This window comes from Erythrobacter sp. HKB08 (genome assembly GCF_004114695.1).
Taxonomy (GTDB): domain Bacteria; phylum Pseudomonadota; class Alphaproteobacteria; order Sphingomonadales; family Sphingomonadaceae; genus Parerythrobacter_A.
In genome coordinates, this window is the sequence record NZ_CP035310.1 from 393,200 (window position 1) to 418,545 (window position 25,346).

A 25,346-nucleotide genomic window follows, 5' to 3' on the forward strand; every position below is an offset into this window, starting at 1 on the left:
GATTAGGTCGCAAATCGAAACTCACTATTGACAGTGAGGTAAGTAAGCGCAGGATGCGCAGACATACGACTCCGGCACCGAAGCCGGGGCGATGAGGAGAGATTTGATGGCCACGATTGCCCCGCAACGCCCCGAGTGCCGCTCGGAGCCGACTGCCTATCAGGCGCTCAAGAAGCATTTCGAAGAGCATCCCGAGCATCGGCCCGAACACACGCACAAGTGGGACGTCAGCCGGTCCGACATCTATTACGAGAACACCTGGCATCCGATCTTCAAGGAAATGCGCGAGGCCGGGCCGCTGCATTACATCCCGGAAAGCCCGTTCGGCCCCTATTGGGCGGTCGTGCAGCACAAGGCGATCCAGCATATCGAGGCGCTGCCGGAAGTCTTCTCCTCCAGCTGGGAGCATGGCGGCATCACCATCCTCAACCGCCTGACCGACGAGGAAATCGCCGAGAGCGGCGTCGACCGGCGCGAGCTGCCGATGTTCATCGCGATGGACCGTCCGCAGCACACCGGCCAGCGCCGCACCGTCGCACCCAAGTTCACGCCGAGCGGCATGGCCGAGATGGAAGGCGAGATCCGCCAGCGCACCGGCGAGCTGCTCGACAGCCTGCCGCGCGGCGAAGTCTTCGATTGGGTCGACAAGGTCTCGATCGAGCTGACCACCGGGATGCTCGCCATCCTGTTCGGCTTCCCGTGGGAAGACCGCCGCCTGCTGACCTTCTGGTCGGACTGGTCGGGCGATACCGAGCTCGCCACCGTGCGAGAACTCGACGAGATGCGCTGGGAATTCCTCCACGAAATGGCGGCCTATTTCCAGTCGCTGTGGATCGAGCGCACGCACGACAAGGAGCCGGGCGACGATCTCATCTCGATGATGATCCACTCGGACGCGATGAACCAGATGCGGCCCGAGGAGTTCATGGGCAACCTCGTGCTGCTGATCGTCGGCGGCAACGACACGACCCGCAATTCCATGAGCGGAATCATCTACCAGCTCGACAAGAACCCCGACCAGCGCAAGCTGTTCGAGCAGCAGCCGGACCTCATTCCGAATGCCGTGCAGGAAATCCTGCGCATGCAGACCCCGCTCGCGCATATGCGCCGGACCTGCACCGAGGACACCGAAGTCTTCGGCCAGCAGATCAAGAAGGGTGACAAGGTCGTTCTCTGGTACCTCTCGGCCAACCGCGACGAGCAGGTCTTCGAGAACCCCGACAAGCTCGACATCACGCGCGAGAATGCCCGCCGCCACATCGCTTTCGGCTACGGCATCCACCGCTGCGTCGGTGCGCGCCTGGCCGAACTGCAGCTGCGCGTCCTGCTCGAAGAAATGCACAAGCGCCGCATGCGCGTGCATCTTGCGGGCGATATCGAGCGCGTGCGCGCGAACTTCGTTCACGGCTTCCGCAAGCTGGAAGTCGAAATCACCGAGTTCTGATCGCACCTGCCGTGGTGAAACCTTTTCGCTCCTCGTTTCGTATCTAGAGACGAGGAGCGATTTCGTATGAGCAGCACCATGCCCGACCGTCGCGGCTTTCTCGGCTGGCTATCGGCCGGTGCCGCGGTGCCCGTCCTTGCCGCCTGCGGGAGCAGTCCGGCACAGGCGCGCGAATGGCCCGTGTCCTACACCGAGGCGCAATGGCGCCGCCGCCTGACCAAGACCGAGTACTGGATCCTGCGCGAGGCGGGGACCGAGCGACCTTACAGTTCGCCGCTAAACAAGGAAAAGCGCGCCGGGACCTATGTATGCGCCGGCTGCAAGAACCGGCTCTATTCCTCGAAGACCAAATACGACAGCCGGACCGGCTGGCCGAGCTTCTGGAAGCCGCTACCCGGTGCGATCGCCACGGCGACCGACTACAAGCTCGGCTACCCGCGCACCGAGGTGCTGTGCGCCGATTGCGGCGGGCATCTCGGCCATGTCTTCAATGACGGTCCGCGCCCGACGGGCAAGCGTTATTGCATGAACGGCGCTGCGATGGATTTCGTCCCCGCCTGAAGCGGCGGACGAAAGGTCAGACGGCTTCGCCAGCGGTAGGCGGTCGTGGCTTCAGCGGTGGCGGATTGATCGCTCCTCCACGCTGCAATCGCTCCACGGTCAACGCCAGCTCCCCGAGCGAGAAGGTGGTGTCGAAGACGAGCCCGTAGTGCCCTTCCCCGCGCCAGCGCACGCGCGCTTCGATCGCCGGAAGGCCGCGCGCTTCGAGGCGTAGCGCCTGGTCGAGTGCAAGCGGGGCCGCGATTTCGACGCGGGCGCCCTGGCGGGAAATGTTGTGCAGCTTGGCGGGGCGAGCTGTTCCGGTCGCATCGTGCAGCTTGATCGGCCATTCGATGGCGAAGCGGATATCCCGCTTGGGATAGAGGCTCGCATTGCCGATGACACTTTCGACCTCGACCTCGTGATGGAATTCGAAACCGGCTTCGGAGCCGCGATTCCAGACGAGGTCCATCTTGTGCCGCTCGCCAGTCTGCAATTCGAGCGCAACGGGGCCGTTCCATTCGATCGCGTGGAAGATGCGTACCGAAACGCCGGTGGCCGAGATATCGCGGATGACGCAGACGAACTGGAGGTCGCCGACGACCAGCTTGGCCGGGCGGATCAAGAGAGTGAAACGGGGCGCAACGCGATCTTCGATCTCGTGCGGCTCGCCGTTCTCGAACTCACCTGTCCTGACAGGACAATTCATATTCCCCGACCCCTCTTGCATGCCATCGGCCTCGTTGCTGCCTGAAGCAAAAGGGTTAGCATTCGATGGCTAGGGCATGCCTACCGGCGCGTTAGGGAATTCTACGGGGAGAGGCCGTGCGGGCCCATTTCCGGGGGCTGGTGCGGGTGGTGGGACTCGAACCCACACGATCAAGGATCAGGGGATTTTAAGTCCCCGGCGTCTACCATTCCGCCACACCCGCCAGCGCGCTGCTTCGCAGCCGATCACGCGGCGCGGGTCAAGCGAAACAAGTGAAACCTGCTGTGGAGTGCGGGCGCGAGCCTACTTGTTGAGCCGCTCGCGCATCTCCTTGCCCGGCTTGAAATAGGGGACCCGCTTGGCCGGGACGTCCACCGTCTCGCCGGTTCGCGGGTTGCGGCCTTGCCTCGCCTCGCGCTCGCGCGTGGAAAATGCGCCGAAACCGCGTAATTCCACCCGTCCGCCTTCTGCCAGTCTGCGCGTGATTTCATCGAAGAAAATGTCGACTACCTGCTCGACTTCCTCCGCGCGCAAATCCGGATTGTCCTTGGCAAGGGCCTGAAGGAGTTCCGATCTGATCATCTGCCTCTCCGCCGGGATGTGCCGCTGCGCTGGATTGGCGCCACCCCAATAAATGTGCCCCGTTTTCCCGTGGCTATGATCACGACCCCGCACGCAATGTGCCAGAGCGCCGCGCTTTACGCAATCGCAAGCGCCTAGAATCGCAATAATTTGGCGGGAAAGCCGGTCAGGCGTCGGCGAGGAGATCCGCCGGCTGGATGCCGAGCCGGTCCATCCGGGCACGGATTTCGGGCCATTCCTCTTCGATGAACTGGCGCCGCTCGGCCTTGCGCAGGCGCTCGGCCGCCCCGCGCACGACATACATGCCGACACCGCGCTGGACCTCGACCAGTCCGTCGGACTGGAATTGCTGGTAAGCCTTTGCCACCGTAAGCGGGTTAGCACCCTGCTCGGCCGCGAATGCACGGACCGAGGGGAGCATCTCGCCCTCGGCATATTCGCCCTCGATGATTGCCGCAGCAATCCGGTCCCTCAGCTTGAGATAAACGGGTCGGCTCTGTTGGGTCATGCGCGCGTGCTCATAATGCTAGTCCTCTCGCAGGTGCTTCAGTGCCATAATACAGCGGGGCGCGTCAAGGTTCCCGCGAATGCGAAAAGACCGGTTTCAATCGCAACAAATCCTTCACATGGAGCAAAACGTCGCTAGGGTGCGCGCTTTCAGGGCCCCGGCTAGAGGGCCTGGCCAAATCATCGGGGATCTAATTCATGAAAGACATGGCGCTTTGGAACGAGGGGGACTGGATCGCAGCGATCGCGTCCGTCGTCCTGGTTCTCTTCCTCGTGGCAGGCGCATTCGCCGTCACGCGCAAGACCGAAGAAGTCGGGGGCCATCCCAAGGGTCTGTACATCCTGTTCTTCGCCGAAATGTGGGAGCGCTTCTCCTACTACGGCATGCGCGCGCTGCTGATTTTCTACCTGACGCAGCACTGGCTGTTCAACGACAGCGCCTCGAACATCGTTTACGGCGCCTATGTCAGCCTCGTCTACATCACCCCGGTTCTCGGCGGCTGGCTTGCCGACCGCTATCTCGGCCAGCGCAAGGCGGTGCTTTTCGGCGCTCTGCTGCTGACCTTCGGCCACTTCCTGATGGCGTTCGAGGGAACCGGCGGACAGAACGATCCGACGATCAACATCTTCTGGCTGGCTCTCAGCTTCATCATCGTGGGTTCGGGCTTCCTGAAAGCCAACATCTCGGTGATCGTCGGCCAGCTCTATCCGCGTACCGACGTGCGCCGCGACGGTGCCTACACGATCTTCTACATGGGGATTAACGTCGGCGCCGCGATCGGCACGATCATCGCTGGCTATCTCGGCATTACGCTTGGCTGGGCATACGGCTTCGGCGCAGCCGGCATCGGCATGCTGCTTGGCCTCATCGTTTTCGTCTTCGGCAAGCCGCTGCTGCTCGGCCGCGGCGAACCGCCCAAGCCGCTGGCCAAGAATACCGAAATGGTCATGTACGGCATCGGCCTCGTCGGCGTCGCCATCATGTGGGTCCTGATCCAGTACCAGTCGGTTGTCGGCGGCCTCATGCTGCTCTGCGGCGCGGCGCTGCTTGCCTACGTGCTGTTCGAAGCCTTCAAGCTCGACAAGGAACCGCGCGAGCGCATGTTCGCCATCCTGTTCCTGATCGCATTGCAGCCGCTGTTCTGGGGCCTGTTCGAACAGGCGGGCGGCTCGCTCAACCTGTTCACCGATCGCTACATCGACCTCGGCGGCGTTCCTGCGCCGATCTTCCAGTCGATCAACCCGATCTACATCATCCTGCTGGCACCGCTGTTCGCGATGCTGTGGACCTGGCTCGGTCGCAAGGGGCTCGAACCCTCGACCCCGGCCAAGTTCGGCCTCGGCCTCGTCCAGCTCGGTTTCGGCTTCCTCGTACTCGTCTGGGGTGCGGAAGCAGTGGGCGTCGATGCGAAGATCCCGGTGATCTTCCTTTTCGGCATCTACCTGTTCCACACCACCGGCGAGCTTTGCCTCTCCCCGGTCGGACTTTCGGCCATGAACCGCCTCGCGCCGCGTCACCTTGCCAGCCTCATCATGGGCGCATGGTTCTTCGCGACCGCCGGCGGTAACTACGTCGCCGGCATGATCGGCGCGGCCACCGGCGGTGAAGACGGCGAGATGACCCGCCAGGGCACGCTCGACATCTACTGGCAGATCGGCCTGGTCGCGATGGGCGTCGGCGTTGTCGTCATCCTGATCTCGGGGCTCGTGAAGCGGTGGATGCACCTCGACACGTTGCAGGACGACAATATCGACGATGCTCTTGCGGGTCAGGCTGAAGCCGGTCTCGAGGCCCAGGAAGCCGGCATCCACCCGGCGACCAAGAACTGAAAGCAAACCGATTGAGGAGACTAGCGTGAAGCGCTTGCGTGCCATCACCCTGCTGGGAGGCGCGCTCGCGCTTTCCGCATGTGCGACGACCGGAGGGGCCACCGGCTCCTCCGCCGAAACGACCACAGCTTCCAGCGAAGCGGCCGGTACTCCCTACGCCTCGACCTACTCGGCCTATCCGGGCGTACCGACCGCGCTGGTCGGTGCGACGATCTACGACGGTGCGGGCGGGGTGATCGAGAACGGCACGGTGCTCTTCCGCGACGGCAAGGTCGTGGAAGTCGGCGCGAACCTTTCGACCGACGGCTACACCGTGCTCGACGGGACGGGGAAGTTCGTCACCCCGGGCATCATCGACATCCATAGCCACCTCGGCGACTATCCGACCCCCTCGGTCGATGCGCATTCCGACGGCAACGAGGCGACCAGCCCAACCACGCCGGACGTCTGGGCGGAACATTCGGTGTGGCCGCAGGACCCGGGCTTCAGCCGTGCGCTCGCCAATGGCGGCATCACCTCGCTGCAGATCCTGCCCGGTTCGGCCAACCTCGTCGGCGGCCGCTCGGTCACGCTCAAGAACGTCCCTGCGCGCACCGTGCAGGGCATGAAGTTCCCCGGCGCGCCCTACGGCATGAAGATGGCCTGCGGCGAGAACCCCAAGCGCGTCTACGGCAGCCGCGGGCGCATGCCCTCGACCCGCATGGGCAATTTCGCGGTCAACCGGCAGACCTGGCTCGACGCCAAGGCCTATGCCGAAGGCGACCGCAAGAAGCGCGATCTCGCCAAGGAAACGATGGCCGGCGTGCTGGACGGCGACATCCTCGTCCACAACCACTGCTACCGCGCCGACGAGATGGCCCTCGTCATGGATATGGCGAAGGAGATGGGCTACAAGGTCAGCGCCTTCCACCACGCGGTCGAGAGCTACAAGATCGGCGACCTGCTGCGCGAAAACGACGTGTGCAGCGCGATCTGGGCCGACTGGTACGGCTTCAAGATGGAAAGCTACGACGGCATTCCCGAAAACGGCGCGCTGCTGTGGCAGGCCGGTGCCTGCGTCGTCATCCACTCGGACGACGAGAACGGCATCCAGCGCCTCAACCAGGAAGCTGCCAAGGCACAGGCTGCAGGCAAGCGGATGGGGCTCGACATTCCCGACGCGGAGGTGATCGGCTGGATCACGCTCAACGCCGCCAAGGCGATGGGTATCGACGGCATGACCGGCAGCCTCGAGGCAGGCAAGATGGCCGACGTCGTCCTGTGGAACGGCGATCCGCTGAGCGTCTATTCGCGCCCCGAGAAAGTCTGGGTCGATGGCGCGCTGATGTACGACGCGAACGATCCGAAACGTCGCCCGGTGAGCGATTTCGAGCTCGGCCAGCCCGGTGAAGGAGACGTGAAATGATCCGCAAGACGCTTCTCGGCGCGGCAGCCGCGCTCGCCTTCGCCGCGCCTGCCGCCGCGCAGGACTTCGCCATCATCAATGCGACCGTTGCCACCGGCGACGGCAGCGAGCCGATCGAGAACGCAACGGTGCTCGTCCGCGGCGGCAAGGTCGTCGCTGCCGGCACCGGCGTCACCGTCCCGGCCGGGGTCGAGACGATCGACGGTTCGGGCCGCTGGGTCACGCCGGGCATCGTCGCTTCTGCCACCACCCTCGGCCTGTGGGACGTCGGCGCGGTGAGCCAGAGCAACGACCAGGCGGCCGGCGATTCCGATTTCGGCGCCGCGCTCGACGTCGTTCCGGCTCTCAACCCGGCCTCGCAGCATGTCGCCGTCAGCCGCGCGAGCGGCGTGACGCGGGCAACCGTCTATTCCCGCCCGTCGGAGTCGATCTTCGGCGGACAGGGCGCGGTGGTCGACCTCGGCGCGGATGCGAACATGGTCAGCAAGCCGCGCGCCTTCCAGATGGTCGCACTCGGCGAATATGGTGCCCGCATTGCAGGCGGCAGCCGCACGGCGAGCTTCGTCGAACTGGCCGCTGCCCTGCGCGATGCCCGCGAAGTCGCTGCCGGACAGCGCGATGCGGAAGATTCGCGCCTCAACCGGCAGGATGCAGAAGCGCTGGTCGATGTCCTTTCGGGCAAGCAGGCGCTCTACGTCGTGGTCGACCGCGCATCCGACATTCGCCAGGTGCTCGGCCTCACTGCGACCTATCCCAGGCTCGACCTCGTGCTTGTGGGCGCAGCGGAAGGCTGGCTCGTCGCGAACGAAATCGCAGCAGCGGGCGTGCCGGTGATCACCGATCCGCTCGACGACCTGCCGGTCAGCTTCGAACAGCTTGCCGCGACGCAGAGCAATGTCGGACGAATGGTCGATGCAGGCGTGAAGGTCGCGATCGGCACGCTCGACGGCGGAACCGGCAGCCAGCCGCGCAATGCGGCGCAGTTCGCGGGCAACCTCGTCGCGCTGCAGAACGTACCGCGCGCAAGCGGGCTGACCTGGGGCGAGGCTTTCGCCGCGATCACCTCGGTCCCGGCCCAGATCGCCGGTTTCGATGGCTCGTTCGGTACGCTTTCGCCCGGCGCGACCGGCGATGTCGTGATGTGGGACGGCGATCCGCTCGAGGTGACCTCTGCCCCGGTTCGCGTGTTCATCGACGGCATCGAGCAGCCGCTGGTCAACCACCAGACGCGCCTGCGCGACCGTTACCGCGATCTCGACGAGAGCGACCTGCCCAAGGCCTACGACTGGTGAGCCGCCTTCCCGCGAAGCGCGCGCTGCTGGCAGCCGCAGCGGCATTTGCCGCGAGCGCGCCGCTGGCAGCGCAGGACGCGCCGGTCGACCGCTCGCAGGATCTCGCCTGGCACAATGCGCAGCAGGCCGCACTGGCAGAGCGCGCGGCGAGCGACGAATGGTACGGCCTCGAAGACGGCCTTCTGTGGCGGCGCATTGCCGGCGACGGCACCGGGCCCAGCCCGACGGTCGCCGACACGGTCACGGTGCATTACGCCGGGACCTTCGTCGACGGATCGGGCTTCGACAGCTCCTACGAGCGCGGCGCGCCGGCGACCTTCCCACTCGGGCGACTCATCAAGGCTTGGCAGATGGCGATCCCGGAGATGTCGGTCGGCGACACGATCGAAATCGCGGTGCCCGCCAGCCTCGGCTACGGGACGCAGGGCAAGGGCCCGATCCCGGGCGGCGCGACGCTGATCTTCAAGGTCGAACTGATCGGTATCGAGGGCAGCTGACACCGCGAGGGGGCTTGCCAGCCTCCTTCGCTTGCGGAACACTCCTATCCGACGGGTCGGGTCGGGGGAGTTTCGCATGTCGGACGCACTCATTTCGCTCATTGCCGCGAGCATCGCTTTCGTCGGTTCGCATTTCGCCATGTCGCATCCCTTGCGCGCAGGGATGGTCCGCGTGCTCGGCGAAGGCGGCTTCATGGGCGTCTATTCGCTCGTCAGCGCGGCCTGCATGGCGTGGATGTATTTCGCCTTCAAAGCCGTCGGAGCAGGCGCTCCGCCGCTCTGGCCGGGCTTCGACGATGTCAGCTGGGCAATCGCGAGCCTCCTGACGCTCGTCGCGATGATCCTCTTCGCCGGCTCGCTCGTCGGCAATCCCGCCCTGCCCGCACCGGGCGCGGAGAAAGCGGCGCGCGCCGAACCGGCGGGCGTCTTCAAGGTAACGCGTCATCCGATGATGTGGGGCTTCGGCCTGTGGGCGATCAGCCACATCGTCGCAGCGCCGACCGCCCGCACCCTCGTCGTCGCGGGTGCGATCCTGGTCCTCGCGCTGGTCGGCGCGCGGCTGCAGGACCGCAAGAAGGAAGCGCTGATGGGCGAGGCCTGGCAGGAATGGGAGAGCCGGACGAGCTACTGGCCGCGCTGGGCGAGCCTGCCCACGGTCGGCATCTTCCCGCTGGTCGGCGGCATCGCGCTGTGGCTCGGGATCAGCTGGGCGCATATCCCGCTCGGCGGCTGGGAAGCGGGCATCTGGCGCTGGCTCTAGCCGCCGATAGCTACTCGCCCTTGAAGACCGGCGCGCGTTTTTCGAGCAGCGCGTCGACGCCTTCCATGTGGTCGTCCGTCACATGCATCAGCGCCTGGGCATTGGCTGCCATCTCGAGCGCGGTGTCGTAGCTCGTGTGCCGGCCCTGGCGCAGCAGGTTCTTCGCCTGGCGCAGTGCGTGGGGCGGCATCTTCGCAACCTTCGCCGCGAGGGCATTAGCCTCGTCCATCAGCGCTTCGGGTTCGACCACCCGGCTGACGAGGCCCCAGTCGAGCGCCGTTGCCGGGTCGATCACGTCCCCAGTGTAGAACAACTCCGAAGCGCGCGCCTCGCCGATGATGCGCGGCAGGATCCAGGTGCCGCCATCGCCCGGAATGATGCCGAGCTTTAGGAAGGTAACGCCGAACTTCGCGCGTCCGCTCGCGATACGCATGTCGGCAAGGCAGGCGAGGTCGCAGCCAAGACCGATCGCAGGCCCGTTGACCGCCGCAATCAGCGGTACGCGCAGGCCGTAGAGCGCCCGCAGGATGCGGTGGATGTTGTTGCGGTATCCGTCGGCGATGGCAGGAGCCGTGCCGCCGAAATTGCCGGTCCTCTCCTTCATCGCCTTGATGTCGCCGCCCGCAGAGAAGGCGCGACCCGCACCGGTCAGGATCACGCAGCGCACGTCCATGTCTGAATTGATTGCGTCGCATGCCTCGACAAAGGCATCGCCGTCTCCGGCTGCACCGAGCGGGTTCATGCTCTCGGGACGATTGAGCGTCAGCGTGGTGACGTGGCCGGATTTTTCGATCGTGAGAAGCGACATGGGCGTGAGGTTTCCTTTCGCCTGCGCTTGTGCCAGCCGCTCTTCCCCGCGTCACCCCTGCCGATAGCTTCAAGCCGGTTAACCGCGGTCCGAGACGAGCAAACCGGCGGTTTCCTGCCGTTCTTCCGGCCCAGCACCGCCGCCCGATAGGACGAAATTAACAGTCCTGCGAAAGGGATTGATGACCCGGCAGCGGCTAATTCGAGGCCGGGCTCGCAAAACGATCGGGTGGTGGAACCACGATGTCGAAACTCAGTATTGGCCTCACATTCGTAACGATCGCTCTGATCATCGTTGCCGCAATGTACCAGATGCCATTCGCCTCGAACGGCAGCGGCGTGCTGCTCGTCGCAGGCCTCGTCTATGCCTATTGGGTCGCCAAGCGCGAGCTGCACCTGCTCGCCTACGCCAAGGCCGAAGCCGAGGCGGAGGACTGAGCGAAGCCTGGGCGGTTAGGCCCGCGCTTCTTCCACGCCGGTGCTGTTGTGGCGCAGCGCCTTCAGCACCGTGTCGACGATCTGCGGGGCGTTCAGCCCGGCCTCGTCATACTGCTTTTCCGGCGAATCCTGGTCCTGGAAGATGTCGGGCAGGCGCATGGTGCGGATCTTGAGACCGGCATCGGTCAGGCCCTCGTCGCTCGCGAAAGTCAGCACATGGGCGCCGAGGCCGCCGATGGCGCCTTCCTCGACCGTCACGACGACTTCGTGGCTGCGCATGAGCTTCTCGATCAACGCGGTGTCGAGCGGCTTGGCGAAGCGCATGTCGGCAACCGTGGTCGAGAGGCCCTTCGCTTCGAGCTGGTCGGCGGCCTTCTTGGCCTCTTCCAGCCGCGCGCCGAGCGAGAGGATCGCGACCTTGCTCCCTTCGCGCACGATGCGGCCCTTGCCGATCTCGAGCTTCTCGAGCTTCTCCGGGATTTCGACCCCAGTGCCCGCGCCGCGCGGATAGCGGAAGGCGATGGGCCCGTCGTCATATTCGGCGGCGGTGTAGGTCATGTGCGCCAGTTCCGCCTCGTCGGCGGCGGCCATCACGACCATGTTGGGCAGCGTCGCGAGATAGGTGATGTCGAACGCGCCGGCGTGGGTGCAGCCGTCTGCCCCGACGAGGCCTGCGCGGTCGATCGCGAAGCGAACGGGCAGGTTCTGGATCGCGACATCGTGCACTACCTGGTCGTAGGCGCGCTGGAGGAAGGTCGAATAGATCGCCGCGAAGGGGCGCATGCCCTGCGCGGCAAGACCGGCGGCGAAGGTGACGCCATGCTGTTCGGCAATGCCGACGTCGAAGCTGCGTTCGGGATGCGCCTTGGCGAAGCGGTCGACGCCCGTACCGCTTGGCATGGCGGCGGTGATGGCGCAGATGCGCTTGTCGGTTTCGGCCAGCTTGGCGAGCGTGTCGCCGAACACGTTCTGGTAGTTCGGCGGGCCGCCCTTGGACTTCTTCTGCTCGCCAGTGATGACGTCGAACTTGGCAACGCCGTGATACTTGTCGGCGCTCTGTTCGGCGGGCTCGTAGCCCTTGCCCTTGACGGTCACGACATGGATCAGGACCGGACCCTGCTCGCTGTCGCGGACGTTCTCGAGCACCGGGATCAGGTGGTCGAGATTGTGCCCGTCGATCGGGCCGACGTAGTAGAAGCCGAGCTCCTCGAACAGCGTGCCGCCCATCGCCATGCCGCGGGTATATTCCTCCGCCTTGCCGACTGCCTTGTGCACGCGGCGCGAAAGCTTGGAGGTGACCTTCGAGGCGAGGTTGCGCAGGCCGAGATATTCGCTCGATGACACGGTGCGCGCGAGATAGGCCGACAGGCCGCCGACCGGCGGGGCGATCGACATGTCGTTGTCGTTGAGGATGACGATCAGGCGATTGCCCGCCTGTTCGGCGTTGTTCATCGCCTCATAGGCCATGCCGGCGCTCATCGCGCCGTCGCCGATCACCGCAATGCCGCGGCCCGGCTGGTCGTTGAGCTTGTTGGCGATGGCAAAGCCGAGCGCCGCCGAAATCGAGGTCGAGGAATGCGCCGCGCCGAACGGGTCGTATTCGCTTTCCGCGCGCTTGGTGAAGCCGGACAGGCCGCCGCCCTGGCGCAACGTACGGATGCGGTCGCGCCGCCCGGTGATGATCTTGTGCGGGTAGCACTGGTGGCCCACGTCCCAGATCAGCTTGTCGTCGGGCGTGTTGAACACATAGTGGATCGCAGTGGTCAGCTCGACCACGCCGAGGCCGGATCCGAGGTGGCCGCCGGACGTGCTGACCGCATCGATCATTTCGGCGCGAAGCTCGTCGGCGAACTGGCGAAGCTGGCTCTTATCCAGCTTGCGGAGATCCGCCGGATATTCGACGGTATCAAGAAGAGGAGTCTTGGGGGGCTGGGACATGGATTCAGGCTCTAGCCTCACCCTTCACGCTTGTCGATTCCGGCTGGAAGCTCTTGCGAATTAGGCAAGAAGCGTCACGGACCGCTGCCCGCGCCCGCCGACTGGTCGGAAGCGGCAGGCTCGGCGATTGCGCGGTTGCAGCCGTCCTCGCCATAGGTGAGCGTTCCGCCCTCTTCGCGCTGGAAAGTGAGGAAGCCGCTGGACGGCGGCAGGCAGATGCGCCCTCCGGTCCGCACGCGGCTGCCCAGCGGGTAGAACCGGCGCGCCACCTCCGATCCGCGAATGACGATCATGTAGGTCTCGCGCGGGGATGTTGATGCGCTACGGACCGAGCCTGTTCGCACGCGGCGGTTCTTGCTGGTGAGGTTGGCGAAAGCGCTGCGCGTCGAGACACCCCGGATGCCGGCGATCTGGCACTCCGCGCCCTCGATCGTTCGGACGATCGCTCCGGTAAAGAGCGACACGCGGCTGCCCTCTTCAAGGCAGATCCTGGTCGCGGCGACGATTTTCGTCCCGGCAGGGAAGCGCGGCGCATCGGGTCCGGTCGACGCGGCGATAATCAGCTCGTCGGGATCGAAGGCGATTGCTTCGGGTATCGGCGGAAGGGTTTCCTCTTCGGGTTCCTCGGCCGGCTCTTCGCCCCCGCGTGGTGGGGCAGCCATGCAGCCCTCGCCCGAAAACAGCAGCGCTTCGGGCTTTTCGTCGGCGCTCTCGCGCTTGCGTCCGAAGACGACGAAATCGCCCGCATCCTCGAGGCAGACTATCGCGGTTTCGGGCAGGGTGAAGCCCCTTGGATAGAGGCTCTTGCCCCAGGGCGAACCGTCGATCGCGACGAGGCTCGGCCCGCTGGGTGGCAGGGCGGCGAGTTCCTCGTCGGTGAGCTCGACCGGTTCGGCGGCCTCGGCTTCGGGTACGTCGGTTTCAGGCACCTCCTCGTCCTGCGCCGAAGCAGGTGCTGCGAAAGCGAGCATGCCGGGCAGGCCGGCCAGGGCGAGAGCACGCCAGGTCGTCACGGACCGCTCCCCGCGCCGGCTTCCTCGCCATTGCGGCGCGGCTCCTCGATGACCTTGTTGCAGCCGCCCCCGCCGTAAGTGACCGTCCCCCCGTCCGAGCGCTGGAAAGTGAGGAAGCGCGCCCCTGCCGGCAGGCAGATGCGGGCATTGACCGGGACCACGCGCCCCATCGGGTACCAGACGAGCGCATTGTCCGAACCGCGAATGACGAACATCTCGGGCATCGGAGCCGGGGCTGCACGCGGTGGCGGAGGCGGCGGAGGCGGCGGAGGTGGCGGTGGCGGGGCAGCAGCTTCGGCCATCGGCGCATCATATGCGGACTGGCAGCCGGCAAGGCTCGCGACCGCCACGAAGACGAAGGCGATGTTCCTGACTGCCTGCCTGCTTCTTTCGCTTGCCAAAACCGCACCCCCTTGAATTCATTTCGTGCGGCGACCCGGTCGCATCATGCCACAAACCCGCGTGGCTGCTCAACGGCTTACTCGCACGCGCTACGGGCCGTCGCCGCCTCCCGGTCCTTGCCCGTCGATGCGAACATCCTCCTGTTTCGCCCGGCAAGTGCCGCCTTCGACGGTGACGAGACCGCCGTCCTCGCGCTGGAAAGTGACCGAGCCGGAGAAGGGCGGAAGGCACACTCGCCCGTCGACCCGCACGCGCGTGCCGAGCGGATACCATGCCAGCGCGGCCGGCGATCCGCGCAGGACGAACATCTGCTTGGGCGGAGGTGGCGGACGGCGTTCAACCCTTCGCTGGGAGCGACGGGCCTCTTCACGCTCCCTCGCACGCGCGGCAGCTTCTTCGGCGCTCATCGAGCCTCCCACTATCCGAGCATTGCGACGCTCGATCTCCTCCTCGCTCAACACATCGACATATTGGCAGGTCGGCCCGGTGAGCGTTCGCTCGACTTCCTGCGCCGCAACGACGAGGAATTCGTCCTCCTCCAGGCAGAACAGTTGCGAAACCGGAAAGCTCTCGCCCGCCGGGTAACGATCGCGCGCGCCGCGCGAAGCATCGAGGATCGCTACCTGCACATCATCGAGCGGTTTGACCGAGGAAATCGGCGCACCGACCATTCCATCGGCATCGGGCTGGGTAACGACCGGCGTAGCGCAGGCAGCGAGCGCACAAGGCGCGAGCGCAATCGCGCTATTTCGAACCCAAGACATAGGCCTCCCCCTTGCCGACTGTTTCCCACCGCTCGACCAGTGACGCGATTGCCGGATCCTTCGCCGACAGGGCGGCCAGTTTCTCCCGCCCGGCCAGGCCTTCCGCAAGCGCTGCCGCCACTGCCTCGGCCCTGTCGCGCTGCTCTGTCCCCACGGGCTGGTAGACCGGGATCGGCGTATCGACACCCGACATGACGATGCTGCCGAGCGGCATATAGGCGAAATGCGACGCGGCCTTGCGCACGCTCTCGCTCACCAGGATGTGCGAACCGAGATACTTGTTCGCGCCTTCGAGCCGCGCGGCAGTATTCATCGCATCGCCGAGCGCGGTGTACTGGATGCGCTGGCGACCACCGAAATTGCCGACGATCACCTTGCCGCAATGCAGGCCAATGCGCGTGCGGCCGAGCTGCTCGCCCTGCTTTGCCACTTCGGCACGAAAAGCCTCCGCCTTCTCATGCAGCGCAAGCGCGCAGGCGACGGCATTCTTCGCGTCCTCGGGCTTGCCGATCGGCGCGCCCCAGAAGGCGACGATCGCATCGCCGACGAATTTGTCGATCGTGCCCTCGTGTCGCAGGATCACCTCGCTCATCTCGTCGAGGTAGCGGTTGAGGATTTCCGCGGTCGTTTGCGGCTGCTGGTTGTGGCTGATCCGGGTGAAGCCTTCGAGATCGGTGAAGAGCATGAAGAGCTCGCGCTCCTCGCCCTTGAGTTCCAGCTTCTCGGGATCGGCGAGGATTTCCTGCGCGACCGTCGCCGGCAGGTACTTGCCGAGCGCGCCGCGAGCGAAGCGCCGTTCGCGCGACGTGCGCGCCCCGGCAAGGTAGCTGAACCCGCCGAGCGCAATGCCGAGCGTCAGGAGCCAGCCGAAGACCGGGATGCTCAAGAGGTCGAAACCGGCCCAGCGTAGAAGAGGCGCGAGGCTCGCCCAGAGTGCGAGCAGTCCGACCGTCGCAAGAGCGAACAGCGTCGAGGAACGGTCGCGCGTTCCCGTCACCGCACCGGCGAGCGCGAGCAGGAGGGCGACGAACAGGGCCAGCCACCACGGCAATGGAGCGGGGAAATCGCCGTCCAGCGCCTGTCGCAGCATGTGCGCGTGCACGGCGACACCGGGAATCTCGTCCTCGCCCGCGATGCGCGTGATCGGGGTCGCGAAGCGGTCGGCGTTGAAGATGCCGAGCCCGATCAGCACGTATTTGTCTCGGAAGAGCGGCCCCATCCGCGCGGCTGCTTCCGGCGATTGGAAGGCCGACATGGAGAAATCGGGAAAGACCCCCGCCGCCTCGCTGCCCGGAGGCGAACCGGCTTCGGCATCGGGCACATAGCGCGTGAAGCTTATCGAGCCCTCGTAGGCGAAGCCCTCTTCCTCCATCCCTGCAACTGCGGCCGAAAGCGGGATCTGCGCTACCGCGTCTTCCACTGCCCCGTCACGCCGGGGCCAGCGGCGTGCGACATTCGCCTCGTCGGTCCCGATCATCGGCGAGCTGCGCGTCACGTCGCCGCCCGCGATCTTGCGCCAGATGAGATCCTGGTGCGCGGCGGATTCACTCGCGATCGAAGGGCTCCAGAACCCTCCGCCGTCGCGCTTGGGATCGGCGTAGAGCATGACGATGGGCGTCTTGCTGCTTGCCAGCGCCTCTGTCAGCACGTCTTCGTCGTCGGTCGGCTGGGCGAAGAAGAAATCGATCCCGATCATCTTCGCCCCGCCCTCGTCCGCCGCGCGGATCGCATTGGCGAGCACCTGCCGGTCGATCGGGCTGGTCTTTTGCGAAACCCGCGCAGTCGCATCGTCGTAGAGCAGCAGGGCGATATCCGGATCGCGCTGGCTGGACGTCGGTGCGAGCAGGTAGGCGTAGATATCGTGCGCAAGCCGCTCGACACTGGAGAGCGGCGGGAGGCCGGGCGAAACGAGCGGCGGAACGAGGCTCGCGAGCAGGATCAGGCAGGCGGCGATAAGCCCCTTGCGCTTCCCGGCCCGGCTTTCCCCCTCGCCGAGCCCGATGGCCTCGCCTAGCTGCACGCGGCGCAGAGACCCCTGACTTCGATGATCGGCCGCTCGGCCTTGAAGCTGCAATCCTGCGCGACGCTGCGGACCGATCGGGCGATCTCGTCCTGGTCGACATGGGTCGCCTCGCCGCATTTGTCGCATACGAGGAAGATGCAGTCGTGCAGGCAGCCCGGATGGCTGTTGGCGAGATAGGCATTCGCGCTCTCGACCCGCAGCGCGAGATTGTTCGTCACGAACAGATCGAGGATACGATAGACGCTGTTGGGCGCAACGCGCTTGCCGCGAGACCGCGACAGGTTGTCGGCGATATCATAGGCCGAGGCCGGCTTGTCGTGCCGGGCAAGCTCGGTGAAGACATCGGCGCGAAGGCCGGTCCACTGCTCGCCCGCCCCGGTCAGCGCCGCGCGCGCGGCATCGACGAGGTTGTCGCCCGAATGTTCGTGGTGCTTGTGATCGTGACCGCCCATGCGCCGGATATAGCGAGCCATTGGCGCAACGCCAATCTCGCGTCACCCGTCGCGCAGGAAGCTGCTACGATAATGCGAGGGATACATCCGCTTGAGCGCGTTCACCTTGGGCTTGTCCCACCGCAGGATGTAGCCGTGGCGCGGGTTCTTCGCCGCGAAATCCTGGTGATAGTCCTCCGCCGGATAGAAGGCGCGGTAGCTTTCGACCGTGGTCACGATGGGCCGCGACCATTTGCCCGACGCTTCCATCTGCTTGAGGTAAGCGGCGGCAACCTTGCGCTGCTCGGCGTTCACCGGGATCAGCTCGGCATTGTAATGCGCCCCGCGATCCGGACCCTGCCGGTTTTTGAGCGTCGGGTCGGCGACGACCGAGAAGAAGATGCGCAAGAGCTCGTCATAACGCACGACCTTGGGGTCGTAGGTGATGCGAACCGCCTCGACATGGTTGGTGAGCCCGCTGCTGACGAGATCGTATTTCGCGGTCGAGGATTTCCCGCCGTGATAGCCGGAGACCGCGCTCTTCACGCCTTTCACATGGCTGAAAACGGCTTCGACGCCCCAGAAGCAGCCGCCCGCGAAGACAGCGGTCTTGAGGCCCATGCCTTCATTAGCGAAGCGCTTGGCTGCGGGTGCGGCGACCGGGCGTTCGAGTGCCTGCGCCGGCTCGGCACAGGAAGCGGTCAGCAATGCAAAGGGAACGAGCGCACCGAAAAGGCGCTTCATCGCGCGGTTTGCGCTGCCGCTTCGGGAAGCGCGGCCTGCGCCATGTCCGGCCCGATCTGGAACAGCAGCATCAGCGCCCCGGCTGCGAAGCCGATGGCGAAATTGCGCGTCAGGTCGGATTTCAAAAAGCTCATGGTTCCGATTCGTTTTGTTCGTTCGAGAGATCATTTAGCGCTCGACCTCTTTCCATCGGGTGAATGACATGTCGTCTCCCGGTCATTCGCCGCGGGGCGTCGACCGGTTACACCTGTATATACGAAAGAAGCGCGCTGCCGGATGCAGGCGGGCGAATGCCCTGGTGGCGGAAGTCTAGTGGCGGAAGTGCCGCATCCCGGTGAAGACCATCGCGAGGCCTTTCTCGTTCGCTGCGGCGATTACCTCGTCGTCGCGGATCGAACCGCCCGGCTGGATGATCGCCGTGGCGCCCGCTTCGGCGGCGGCGAGCAGGCCGTCGGCGAAGGGGAAGAAGGCATCGGAAGCGACCGCGCTGCCTTTCGTGCGCGGCGTGTCCCAGCCATAGGTCTCGGCCGCTTCGGCTGCCTTCATGGCGGCGATGCGCGAGCTGTCGCGGCGGTTCATCTGGCCTGCGCCAATGCCTGCCGTCGCGCCGTCCTTGGCATAGACGATGGCGTTCGACTTGACGTGACGCGCAACGGTCCAGGCGAACAGGCAGTCCTTGAGTTCCTGCTCGGTCGGCTCGCGCTCGGTGACGACCTTGAGCTCCTCGGTGGTGATCGCGCCGTTGTCGCGGCTCTGTACCAGCAGTCCGCCAGTGATCGGCTTGACCATCAACCCGCCGCGGCGCGGGTCGGGCAGATCGCCGGTGACGAGCAGGCGCAGGTTCTTCTTCTTGGCGAAGATCTCGCGCGCCGCATCGCTGACCGACGGGGCAATGACCACTTCGGTGAAGATCTTGGCGATCGCTTCGGCAGTTGCTCCGTCGAGCTCGGTATTGACCGCGACGATGCCGCCGAAGGCGGAAACGCTATCGCAGGCGAGGGCCTCTTCCCACGCTTCGAGCAGCGAGCCGCGCTGCGCGACGCCGCAGGGGTTGGCATGCTTGACGATGACCACCGCCGGATCGCCACCCGCGAATTCCGCGCACAGCTCGAGCGCTGCGTCGGCGTCGTTGTAATTATTGTAGCTCAGCTCCTTGCCCTGGAGCTGTTCGGCCTGCGCAATGCCGCGTCCGTGAGGCCCGCTCGGCGTGTAGAGCGCGGCCTTCTGGTGCGGGTTCTCGCCATAGCGCAGCTCGGTCACCCGGTTGCCGTTCACCGCGAGGAAGTCGGGGAACATCTGGCCCTGGTCGGCGAAGGCGAACCACTGGCTGATCATGCTGTCGTAGGCGGCAGTCGCGGCGAAAGCCTTGGCAGCGCATTTGCGGCGGAATTCGAGCGTGGTCGCGCCGGTCGCCTCGAGTTCGCCGAGCAGTTCTTCGTAGTCGCCGGGATCGGTCACGATGGTGACGAACTGGTGGTTCTTGGCAGCAGAGCGGACCATGCTCGGCCCGCCGATGTCGATGTTCTCGATCACTTCGGGGCGCTCGGCCCCGCGCATCACGGTCGCCTCGAAGGGGTAGAGATTGACCACCACGAGGTCGATTGCGCCGATCGCATGCTCTTCCATCGCGGCGGCATGGTCGGGATTGTCGCGCACGGCGAGCAGCCCGCCATGGACCATCGGGTGAAGCGTCTTCACCCGGCCATCCATCATTTCCGGGAAACCGGTCAGATCGGAGACGTCGCGCACGTCGAGGCCAGCTTCGCGCAGTGCCTTGGCGGTCCCGCCGGTCGACACCAGCTCCACTCCGCGCGCGCCAAGAGCCTTGCCGAGTTCCACCAATCCGGTCTTGTCGGACACCGAGAGCAGTGCCCGCTTGATCGTTACTTCGCCCATCGCGGCGTTACCCCATTTTCTTGAACAGCCAGGAGAAATTGCCTCCGCTGCGTGATGTCATTCCCTGGATCACGATTTGCTGGATCGGCTGCGGGCGGCCATTGCCGTCGACCCACATGCTTTCCTCGATCGCGACTTTCGCATCGCCGGATTCGCCCGAGATGCGGAATTGCCAATAGCTGCCGTCGGGCAGCGCCATGCCCGCGCCGCGCTTGTCCTCGGCCAGCCGCAGCTCGACCCCGCGGCCCATGTGGAAGCGGATCGCATAACCAATCTTGCCCCGCTTGCCGCGCTTGCCCGCAGGCAGTAGCAGGTCCTCGCCGCGCAGTTCGGAGCCATCCTCGCGAAGCATCAGCACCCGGCGATGAAGCAGGCCGTATCGCGCGGCATAACCGTCGTGGCTCGCTTCGAGGCGGGTGACGATGCCCTGCGGCGTCTTCAGCGTCTTGCGGTCGACCTCGACCTCGTTGACGCCTGCGCCGAGCCGCCCGTTGATATGCACCGCAGTCGAATTCGCATCGTCGAGCACGAGGGTCGAGTGCGCAGCCGATGCGCGCAGGCCCTGCTCGATCCGCGCCGGCACCTGGCCTCCGGCAAAGGCGGACCCGCCGCAATTGACGATCAGGCGCTGACCCTGCGGGCAGAATTCGAACGCCAGCGTCGAAGCGCAGCCGAACCGCGCATGGCGCTGCAGCGGCGGCGGCGCGGCATCGAACAACAGCGTCGACTTGTTCGCCAGCACGCGCTGGTAGCCCCACTGCCGCACATCCTTGAGCGGTCGGGCACGCACGCCGCTCGCATCGACCAGGGCGGCCAGCCGGTCGTGCCTCACGGCTCCTGCACCCTGCCAGCTGCCCAGAGCGCCATCGGAATGGACGAGATTAAGCAGCGGCGGGACGAGCAGTTGCAGCATCCCTTCGAAGGCTTCGGGCATGTCCTTTTCGCGCGCGGCGTAGCAGGCGCGCAAATCGACCAGCAGCGCGATCGCGTCCATCTGCGCCAGCGGGCTGCGCGAAAGTGCTCCGCCATCGTCGGCCACCAGCTCGCCGAGGCAGCGCAGCAGCCCCGCCTCGCCGAAAATCTGCCGGGGGCGCCCCTCGGGCAGCAGCAAGCCGGCAGCCACGATAGCGCACCAGCCGGCCATTTCGCCAAGGCGGTCGCCCGCATCCTTCACATTGCGGTCGAGCCAGCGCGCGGTTTTCGTGATCGCCTCTAGCCGCGCGCCGCGCTCCTTGTCGGTCGCAGTAGACAGTATCAGCGGCGCGTGGACGAGCCAGCCGAGCAGGCGGTGCCCGACATGCTCGACCTTCCAGGCCGGCCCCTTGCCCGGCTTCTCGCTCGCATCGAGCCAGGCCTGCATGATCCGGCTCGCGGTCGGCGCGACCTGCTCGCGCGGCCCCGCGGCAGCGAGGTCGGCAAGCCAGGTAAAGCCGTGGATCACCCGCTCGAACGGCGGCGTCAGGTGCACGCTGGAGGAGAAATCCATCTGCGCGATCGGCGCCTTGACGCCGTAGACGAGGAAATGCCCGGCCCGCAGCGCCATCCCGGCCGAGCGATCGCCCATGCAGCCCGGCTCGACCGCCGCCAGCAGGCGTGGGCGCGATGGCTTGGCGAAGGGCTTGGCGAGCGTGGAGGGCGGAACCCCGATGCCGTAGGCGAAGCGCACCAGCCGGTCGCTCAGCCCGTGCGAGGGCGGCGCGAAATCGGAGATGACCAGCGAGCGCCCAGGTTCGAGCGTCTCGCGGCGCGAGGAATGCGCAGCGCTTTCGCCCGCGACCAGCGGCTCCTCGTCCTCGGCAGCGCTCGGTTTCTTGAGCGGTATCGCCTTGGCGGGCCGCTCTTCGTCAAGCGCTAGTTCCGGCTCGTCGACGTCGGGCGCATGGCGGGCCGGCGTCATGCTCGAGGACGCCGCGTCCACCATCAGCCTTCTCCCCTCAGGGCCGCGATATTGGCGGCATATTGCGATGGGCCGCCCTTGAAGGTCGCGCTACCCGCAACCAGCACGTCGGCTCCGGCATCGACGCACAGCCGCGCCGTATCGGGATTGACCCCGCCATCGACTTCGAGATGGATTGCGCGGCCCGTCTCGTCGATGCGCTTGCGGATCGCCTCGACCTTGGCGAGCTGGCTGTCGATGAAGCTCTGCCCGCCGAACCCGGGATTGACGCTCATCACGAGGATGAGGTCGGCAAGGTCCATGAGGTTGTCGAGCACCTCGACCGGTGTGCCCGGATTGAGCACCACGCCCGCCTTCTTGCCCAGCCCGCGGATCGCCTGCAGCGTGCGGTGGATGTGCGGGCCGGCCTCCGGATGGACGGTGATGATGTCCGCACCCGCATCTGCAAACGCCTCGAGATAGGGGTCGATCGGCGCGATCATCAGGTGGACGTCGAAGGTCTTGTCGGTGTGCGGGCGAAGCGCCTTCACGACCGCCGGGCCGATAGTGATGTTGGGCACATAATGCCCGTCCATCACGTCGACATGGATCCAGTCCGCGCCGGCCTCGTCGATCGCGCGCACTTCCTCGCCCAGCTTCGCGAAGTCGGCCGAGAGTATCGATGGGGAAATGAGCGGGCGAGCCATGCGCTTTTCGGGTCTGAGTTTGGGTCCATTCCCGAGTAGGCCCCGCGACTCGCGACAACAAGCGGCGCCCGTGGCCTTTTCCACATCGCACGGCCCCTCGGCGGCATGGCCATGGAAGAAGCTGCGTTATAGGGTGGCTGCATGGCCATGATCCGCAAAGCTGCGAGCGATATCATCGAGACCGATGTCGACGACGAGACCATCATCGTCAGCCTCGAAAGCGGCGAGATGTTCTCGCTGTCCGGCACCGCCCGGGCGATCTGGGAGAAGCTCGAGGCAGGGATGGACGAAAGCGACCTGGTCGACGCCCTCACTGACGAGTTCGAGGTCGAAGAGGAGGTTCTGCGAGCCGATCTCGCCAAGTTCCTGGCAGATTCGCGCGAAGCGGGGCTGATCGAAAGCTGACCGCGCCGGTTTGCTCGCTTGGGGGCGATTCTCTATACTGGCGCGACAGGACTTGGCTGGGCCACGGCTCATGCAAACACTGGAGGCCGCGATGAGGACGACGCGAAATACCCACAAACCGCAATGGCGCACACCGGTACTCAAGGCCATCGGCTCGATCGCCGATGTCGCGGGCAAGCCGGTCCCGTTCCGACAAGCCCACAACAACCGCAAGTCCTGATCTAGCGCGGGAATCCACCGGCAAGACGCCGTAAATGATTGCCGTTTCGGGCGAACGGCTTTACGAGCGCGGCGATGACCAGGACGCAGAACACCGCGAAACCGGCATGGGACACCCCGGCACTCAAGCGTATCGGCTCGATCGCCGATGTCGCGGGCAAGCCGGTGCCGGTTCTCCAGGATGCCGGCAACCGCAAGTCCTGAGTCCGCTCGAAGGCAGGCAGACGCCTTGCCCGGCCTGATCGCTGCGCTGCATGGCTGGGCGAACCAATCACAGGATGATCGCTGGCTCCGCTCGCTGACGGCGCGATTTTCGCTGCTCGCTGGTGTGCGGCAGGAAGAGTACGGATGGCTCGCGTCCGGTAGACTCGCCTCGCGGTCCGAATGTCTGGAGGGTTCGTTTGCGCGGCACGTCGTCGTCCTCGGTGCAATCGACGAGGCGGCGGACATTCGCGCTGGCAGTGCGGCGGAGACCTACGCGCAGGCCCTGACGCGCTACGGCCCGGATGCCGATGCCCATATCGTCGGCAATTATGCCGCCATCGCGCTACTCGCCGATGGATCGGTCCGGCTGGCAAGGTCGCCATGGGACGCTCCGCCTCTTCATTTCACGAACGATGCGCGGCGCATGATCGCGGCGCCCCGGCTCGAACTGCTTTTCGCAGGCGGCGCCGAAGCGGAGCTCGATTACGACCGCATCGTCGACCAACTCGCCTACGACTTCCGCGATAACGAGGTGAAGGGCTGGTACCGCGACATCTTCGCCGTTCCGCTCGGCAGCGTCGTGACGTGCCGGCCCGGCGAATGGAGCGTCGATCGCTGGTACGATCCCGTCACCTTCCTGTCGGGCGAGCGCGTGCCTCCATCCGAGGCTGCAGGGCAGGCCTACACGCTGCTGCAGCAAGCCGCGCGTCATGCCTTGCGGCGCAGCGACAGCCCCGCACTTGCTTTGTCCGGCGGGCTCGATTCCCCGCTAGCGGCCTGCGCCCTGCTCGACGAACTGCCGCCGGACCACTCGCTGACCTCGATCACCTTCCGCCCGCACGCGGACTGGGACGGCGAGTGCGCCCCCGGCTCGATGGGCGACGAATGGCCGCTGGTTCAGGATTTCGCTGCCATGCACCCGCGGATCGCAGCCCATGAGGTCCGCGCCGACATGGACCGCCTCGCCGAAGACGAGCGCGAATTGCTGCGCGCGATGCGCCTGTTCGCGCCCGGTATCGCCAATATCGCGCCGCTCCATACGCTCTTCCGCGAGGCTAAGGCGCTCGGCTGCGACGCGGTCTTCACCGCCGGCCTTGCCAACCAGAGCTACAGCCAGGATGGCCGCTGGGCCTATGTCGAGAAGTTCCGCCATGGGCGCTGGGCGAGCCTGCTGCGGCAATTGTCCGCACGCCCCGGCGACAATCGCTCGCTGCTGCGCAAGTTCGCCGCGCTGAGCGTGCTGCCGCAGCTTCCGGCAAGCGCAAGAAAGGGGCTGCGCGCGCTCGTCCATCCGGGACGGGGCGACATGCTGGCACTGCTCACCCCGCTATCCAGACAGGCGCTGGCCGCCCAGCGCAGCCGTGCGGCAGGCCGTGGCGGCCAGTCCGACTGGGACGACCAGACCTTCCCGCGCAGCCGCGAGGAAGCCGTGCGCCACGATCACTATGCTGCGGATGGCGAAGGTGCGGACGTCGAATGGGCGCTCGGCTGGCGTCACGGCCTCGCACCGGTCGACGTCACCGCCTATCGCCCGCTGATCGAGTTCTGCCTCGGCCTGCCGACAGCCAGCTTCACCGACGAAGAGGGGGAGCGCAGCCTCGCGCGCCAGATGGCGCTCGGTCGCTTGCCCGAAGCGCAGCGGACCAACACGGACTACGGCGCGCATGGAGCCGACTGGCTCGTGGAGCTCGGCGAACGTCGGGATGAATATCGCGAGGCCTTGAAGGTCATGCGCGACCATCCGTTCCTCAGCCGGGTGATCGATCTCGAACGGGTTGAGCGACTGGTCGATGACTGGCCCGAGCGGCCCTCGCAGGACATCGACGAGGACTGGCCCCGCATGCTCGCCATCCCGCGCGCTATCCTCGCCGCCCGCTTCATAGGTGTGGTCGAAGGGCGCAACGACCTTTGAC

27 protein-coding genes and 1 tRNA gene are annotated in these 25,346 nt (G+C 65.8%); 12 read left to right on the forward strand and 16 right to left on the reverse strand.

The annotated features are described in order from the left end of the window. The first annotated feature begins 106 nt into the window (after positions 1-106). A complete protein-coding gene (locus tag EO245_RS01870) occupies positions 107-1,444 on the forward strand; it encodes a cytochrome P450 (RefSeq protein ID WP_128891338.1) in 1,338 nt (445 codons plus the stop codon). A 66-nt stretch (positions 1,445-1,510) separates the two neighbouring features. Next, positions 1,511-2,005, forward strand: a complete 495-nt coding sequence (gene msrB / locus EO245_RS01875) for a peptide-methionine (R)-S-oxide reductase MsrB (protein ID WP_370246167.1) — start codon at positions 1,511-1,513, stop codon at positions 2,003-2,005. 16 nt (positions 2,006-2,021) lie between these two features. Here msrB and EO245_RS01880 read toward each other — a convergent pair whose 3' ends face one another. The 4 genes from EO245_RS01880 to EO245_RS01895 all read right to left on the reverse strand — a co-directional run bounded on the left by EO245_RS01880 (position 2,022) and on the right by EO245_RS01895 (position 3,783). Beyond that, the gene (locus tag EO245_RS01880) at positions 2,022-2,693 is read right to left on the reverse strand and encodes a PilZ domain-containing protein (protein WP_164931240.1); all 672 of its coding nucleotides are present in this window, start codon (positions 2,691-2,693) and stop codon (positions 2,022-2,024) included. A 138-nt stretch (positions 2,694-2,831) separates the two neighbouring features. Continuing rightward, positions 2,832-2,916, reverse strand: a tRNA-Leu gene (locus EO245_RS01885). 80 nt (positions 2,917-2,996) lie between these two features. Further along, a complete protein-coding gene (locus tag EO245_RS01890) occupies positions 2,997-3,275 on the reverse strand; it encodes an integration host factor subunit beta (protein ID WP_128891340.1) in 279 nt (92 codons plus the stop codon). Between the two features lie 166 nt (positions 3,276-3,441). Then, positions 3,442-3,783 carry a GntR family transcriptional regulator gene (locus tag EO245_RS01895; RefSeq protein WP_128891341.1) on the reverse strand — a complete coding sequence of 114 codons (342 nt, stop codon included), beginning with the start codon at positions 3,781-3,783 and terminating at the stop codon, positions 3,442-3,444. A 197-nt stretch (positions 3,784-3,980) separates the two neighbouring features. On the opposite strand from EO245_RS01895, the gene EO245_RS01900 reads away from it, so the two are divergent. From EO245_RS01900 to EO245_RS01920, 5 genes are all read left to right on the forward strand, one after another. Next, on the forward strand, positions 3,981-5,612 hold the full coding sequence (locus EO245_RS01900) for a peptide MFS transporter (RefSeq protein WP_128891342.1): 1,632 nt from the start codon (positions 3,981-3,983) through the stop codon (positions 5,610-5,612). A gap of 25 nt (positions 5,613-5,637) precedes the next feature. Further along, the gene (locus EO245_RS01905) at positions 5,638-7,017 is read left to right on the forward strand and encodes an amidohydrolase (RefSeq protein WP_199798668.1); all 1,380 of its coding nucleotides are present in this window, start codon (positions 5,638-5,640) and stop codon (positions 7,015-7,017) included. After that, the gene (locus EO245_RS01910; protein WP_128891344.1) at positions 7,014-8,309 is read left to right on the forward strand and encodes an amidohydrolase family protein; all 1,296 of its coding nucleotides are present in this window, start codon (positions 7,014-7,016) and stop codon (positions 8,307-8,309) included. Before EO245_RS01905 ends, EO245_RS01910 begins: the two co-directional genes overlap by 4 nt. Continuing rightward, positions 8,306-8,806, forward strand: a complete 501-nt coding sequence (locus EO245_RS01915) for an FKBP-type peptidyl-prolyl cis-trans isomerase (RefSeq protein ID WP_234026930.1) — start codon at positions 8,306-8,308, stop codon at positions 8,804-8,806. The genes EO245_RS01910 and EO245_RS01915 overlap by 4 nt, the downstream gene beginning before the upstream one ends. Positions 8,807-8,882: 76 nt before the next feature. Next, the gene (locus tag EO245_RS01920) at positions 8,883-9,566 is read left to right on the forward strand and encodes an NnrU family protein (RefSeq protein ID WP_128891345.1); all 684 of its coding nucleotides are present in this window, start codon (positions 8,883-8,885) and stop codon (positions 9,564-9,566) included. A 10-nt stretch (positions 9,567-9,576) separates the two neighbouring features. Here the strand turns inward: EO245_RS01920 and EO245_RS01925 are convergent, their stop codons facing one another. Continuing rightward, positions 9,577-10,374, reverse strand: coding sequence for a crotonase/enoyl-CoA hydratase family protein (locus tag EO245_RS01925; protein ID WP_128891346.1), 798 nt, complete (start codon positions 10,372-10,374; stop codon positions 9,577-9,579). A gap of 242 nt (positions 10,375-10,616) precedes the next feature. Here EO245_RS01925 and EO245_RS01930 point away from each other — a divergent pair, with 242 nt between their 5' ends. After that, positions 10,617-10,811, forward strand: coding sequence for a hypothetical protein (locus EO245_RS01930; RefSeq protein ID WP_128891347.1), 195 nt, complete (start codon positions 10,617-10,619; stop codon positions 10,809-10,811). Positions 10,812-10,826: 15 nt separating this feature from the next. Here EO245_RS01930 and dxs read toward each other — a convergent pair whose 3' ends face one another. The 11 genes from dxs to rpe form a co-directional block, all read right to left on the reverse strand. Beyond that, positions 10,827-12,749, reverse strand: a complete 1,923-nt coding sequence (gene dxs / locus EO245_RS01935; RefSeq protein ID WP_128891348.1) for a 1-deoxy-D-xylulose-5-phosphate synthase — start codon at positions 12,747-12,749, stop codon at positions 10,827-10,829. Positions 12,750-12,823: 74 nt separating this feature from the next. Further along, positions 12,824-13,762: a hypothetical protein gene (locus tag EO245_RS01940; RefSeq protein WP_128891349.1), complete on the reverse strand. Its 939-nt coding sequence runs from the start codon at positions 13,760-13,762 to the stop codon at positions 12,824-12,826. Continuing rightward, positions 13,759-14,163 (reverse strand): hypothetical protein, encoded by a 405-nt coding sequence (locus EO245_RS13450; RefSeq protein ID WP_199798669.1) that lies wholly within the window; start codon positions 14,161-14,163, stop codon positions 13,759-13,761. Before EO245_RS13450 ends, EO245_RS01940 begins: the two co-directional genes overlap by 4 nt. A gap of 90 nt (positions 14,164-14,253) precedes the next feature. Then, positions 14,254-14,928: a hypothetical protein gene (locus EO245_RS01950; RefSeq protein WP_128891350.1), complete on the reverse strand. Its 675-nt coding sequence runs from the start codon at positions 14,926-14,928 to the stop codon at positions 14,254-14,256. Continuing rightward, positions 14,909-16,948, reverse strand: coding sequence for an adenylate/guanylate cyclase domain-containing protein (locus tag EO245_RS01955; protein ID WP_164931241.1), 2,040 nt, complete (start codon positions 16,946-16,948; stop codon positions 14,909-14,911). Before EO245_RS01955 ends, EO245_RS01950 begins: the two co-directional genes overlap by 20 nt. Continuing rightward, positions 16,939-17,403: a Fur family transcriptional regulator gene (locus EO245_RS01960; protein ID WP_128893419.1), complete on the reverse strand. Its 465-nt coding sequence runs from the start codon at positions 17,401-17,403 to the stop codon at positions 16,939-16,941. The genes EO245_RS01955 and EO245_RS01960 overlap by 10 nt, the downstream gene beginning before the upstream one ends. Before the next feature lie 42 nt (positions 17,404-17,445). Continuing rightward, a complete protein-coding gene (msrA, locus tag EO245_RS01965; RefSeq protein ID WP_128891352.1) occupies positions 17,446-18,126 on the reverse strand; it encodes a peptide-methionine (S)-S-oxide reductase MsrA in 681 nt (226 codons plus the stop codon). After that, complete coding sequence (locus EO245_RS13340; RefSeq protein WP_164931242.1) at positions 18,123-18,260, reverse strand: hypothetical protein; 138 nt, start codon at positions 18,258-18,260, stop codon at positions 18,123-18,125. Before EO245_RS13340 ends, msrA begins: the two co-directional genes overlap by 4 nt. 175 nt (positions 18,261-18,435) lie before the next feature. Continuing rightward, positions 18,436-20,022: a bifunctional phosphoribosylaminoimidazolecarboxamide formyltransferase/IMP cyclohydrolase gene (purH, locus tag EO245_RS01970; protein ID WP_128891353.1), complete on the reverse strand. Its 1,587-nt coding sequence runs from the start codon at positions 20,020-20,022 to the stop codon at positions 18,436-18,438. A gap of 7 nt (positions 20,023-20,029) precedes the next feature. Further along, positions 20,030-21,943: a heparinase II/III family protein gene (locus tag EO245_RS01975; RefSeq protein WP_234026931.1), complete on the reverse strand. Its 1,914-nt coding sequence runs from the start codon at positions 21,941-21,943 to the stop codon at positions 20,030-20,032. Continuing rightward, positions 21,943-22,605, reverse strand: coding sequence for a ribulose-phosphate 3-epimerase (gene rpe / locus EO245_RS01980; RefSeq protein WP_128891354.1), 663 nt, complete (start codon positions 22,603-22,605; stop codon positions 21,943-21,945). The genes EO245_RS01975 and rpe overlap by 1 nt, the downstream gene beginning before the upstream one ends. A gap of 141 nt (positions 22,606-22,746) precedes the next feature. On the opposite strand from rpe, the gene EO245_RS01985 reads away from it, so the two are divergent. The 4 genes from EO245_RS01985 (at position 22,747) to EO245_RS01990 (ending at position 25,345) form a co-directional block, all read left to right on the forward strand. After that, positions 22,747-23,010, forward strand: coding sequence for a PqqD family protein (locus EO245_RS01985; protein WP_128891355.1), 264 nt, complete (start codon positions 22,747-22,749; stop codon positions 23,008-23,010). Between the two features lie 91 nt (positions 23,011-23,101). Beyond that, positions 23,102-23,230 (forward strand): hypothetical protein, encoded by a 129-nt coding sequence (locus EO245_RS13525; RefSeq protein ID WP_255416949.1) that lies wholly within the window; start codon positions 23,102-23,104, stop codon positions 23,228-23,230. A gap of 74 nt (positions 23,231-23,304) precedes the next feature. Next, entirely contained in the window at positions 23,305-23,433 is a 129-nt protein-coding gene (locus EO245_RS13530) for a hypothetical protein (RefSeq protein WP_255416950.1), read from the forward strand. A gap of 25 nt (positions 23,434-23,458) precedes the next feature. Next, positions 23,459-25,345 carry an asparagine synthase-related protein gene (locus tag EO245_RS01990; RefSeq protein ID WP_164931243.1) on the forward strand — a complete coding sequence of 629 codons (1,887 nt, stop codon included), beginning with the start codon at positions 23,459-23,461 and terminating at the stop codon, positions 25,343-25,345. Position 25,346 lies beyond the last annotated feature (1 nt).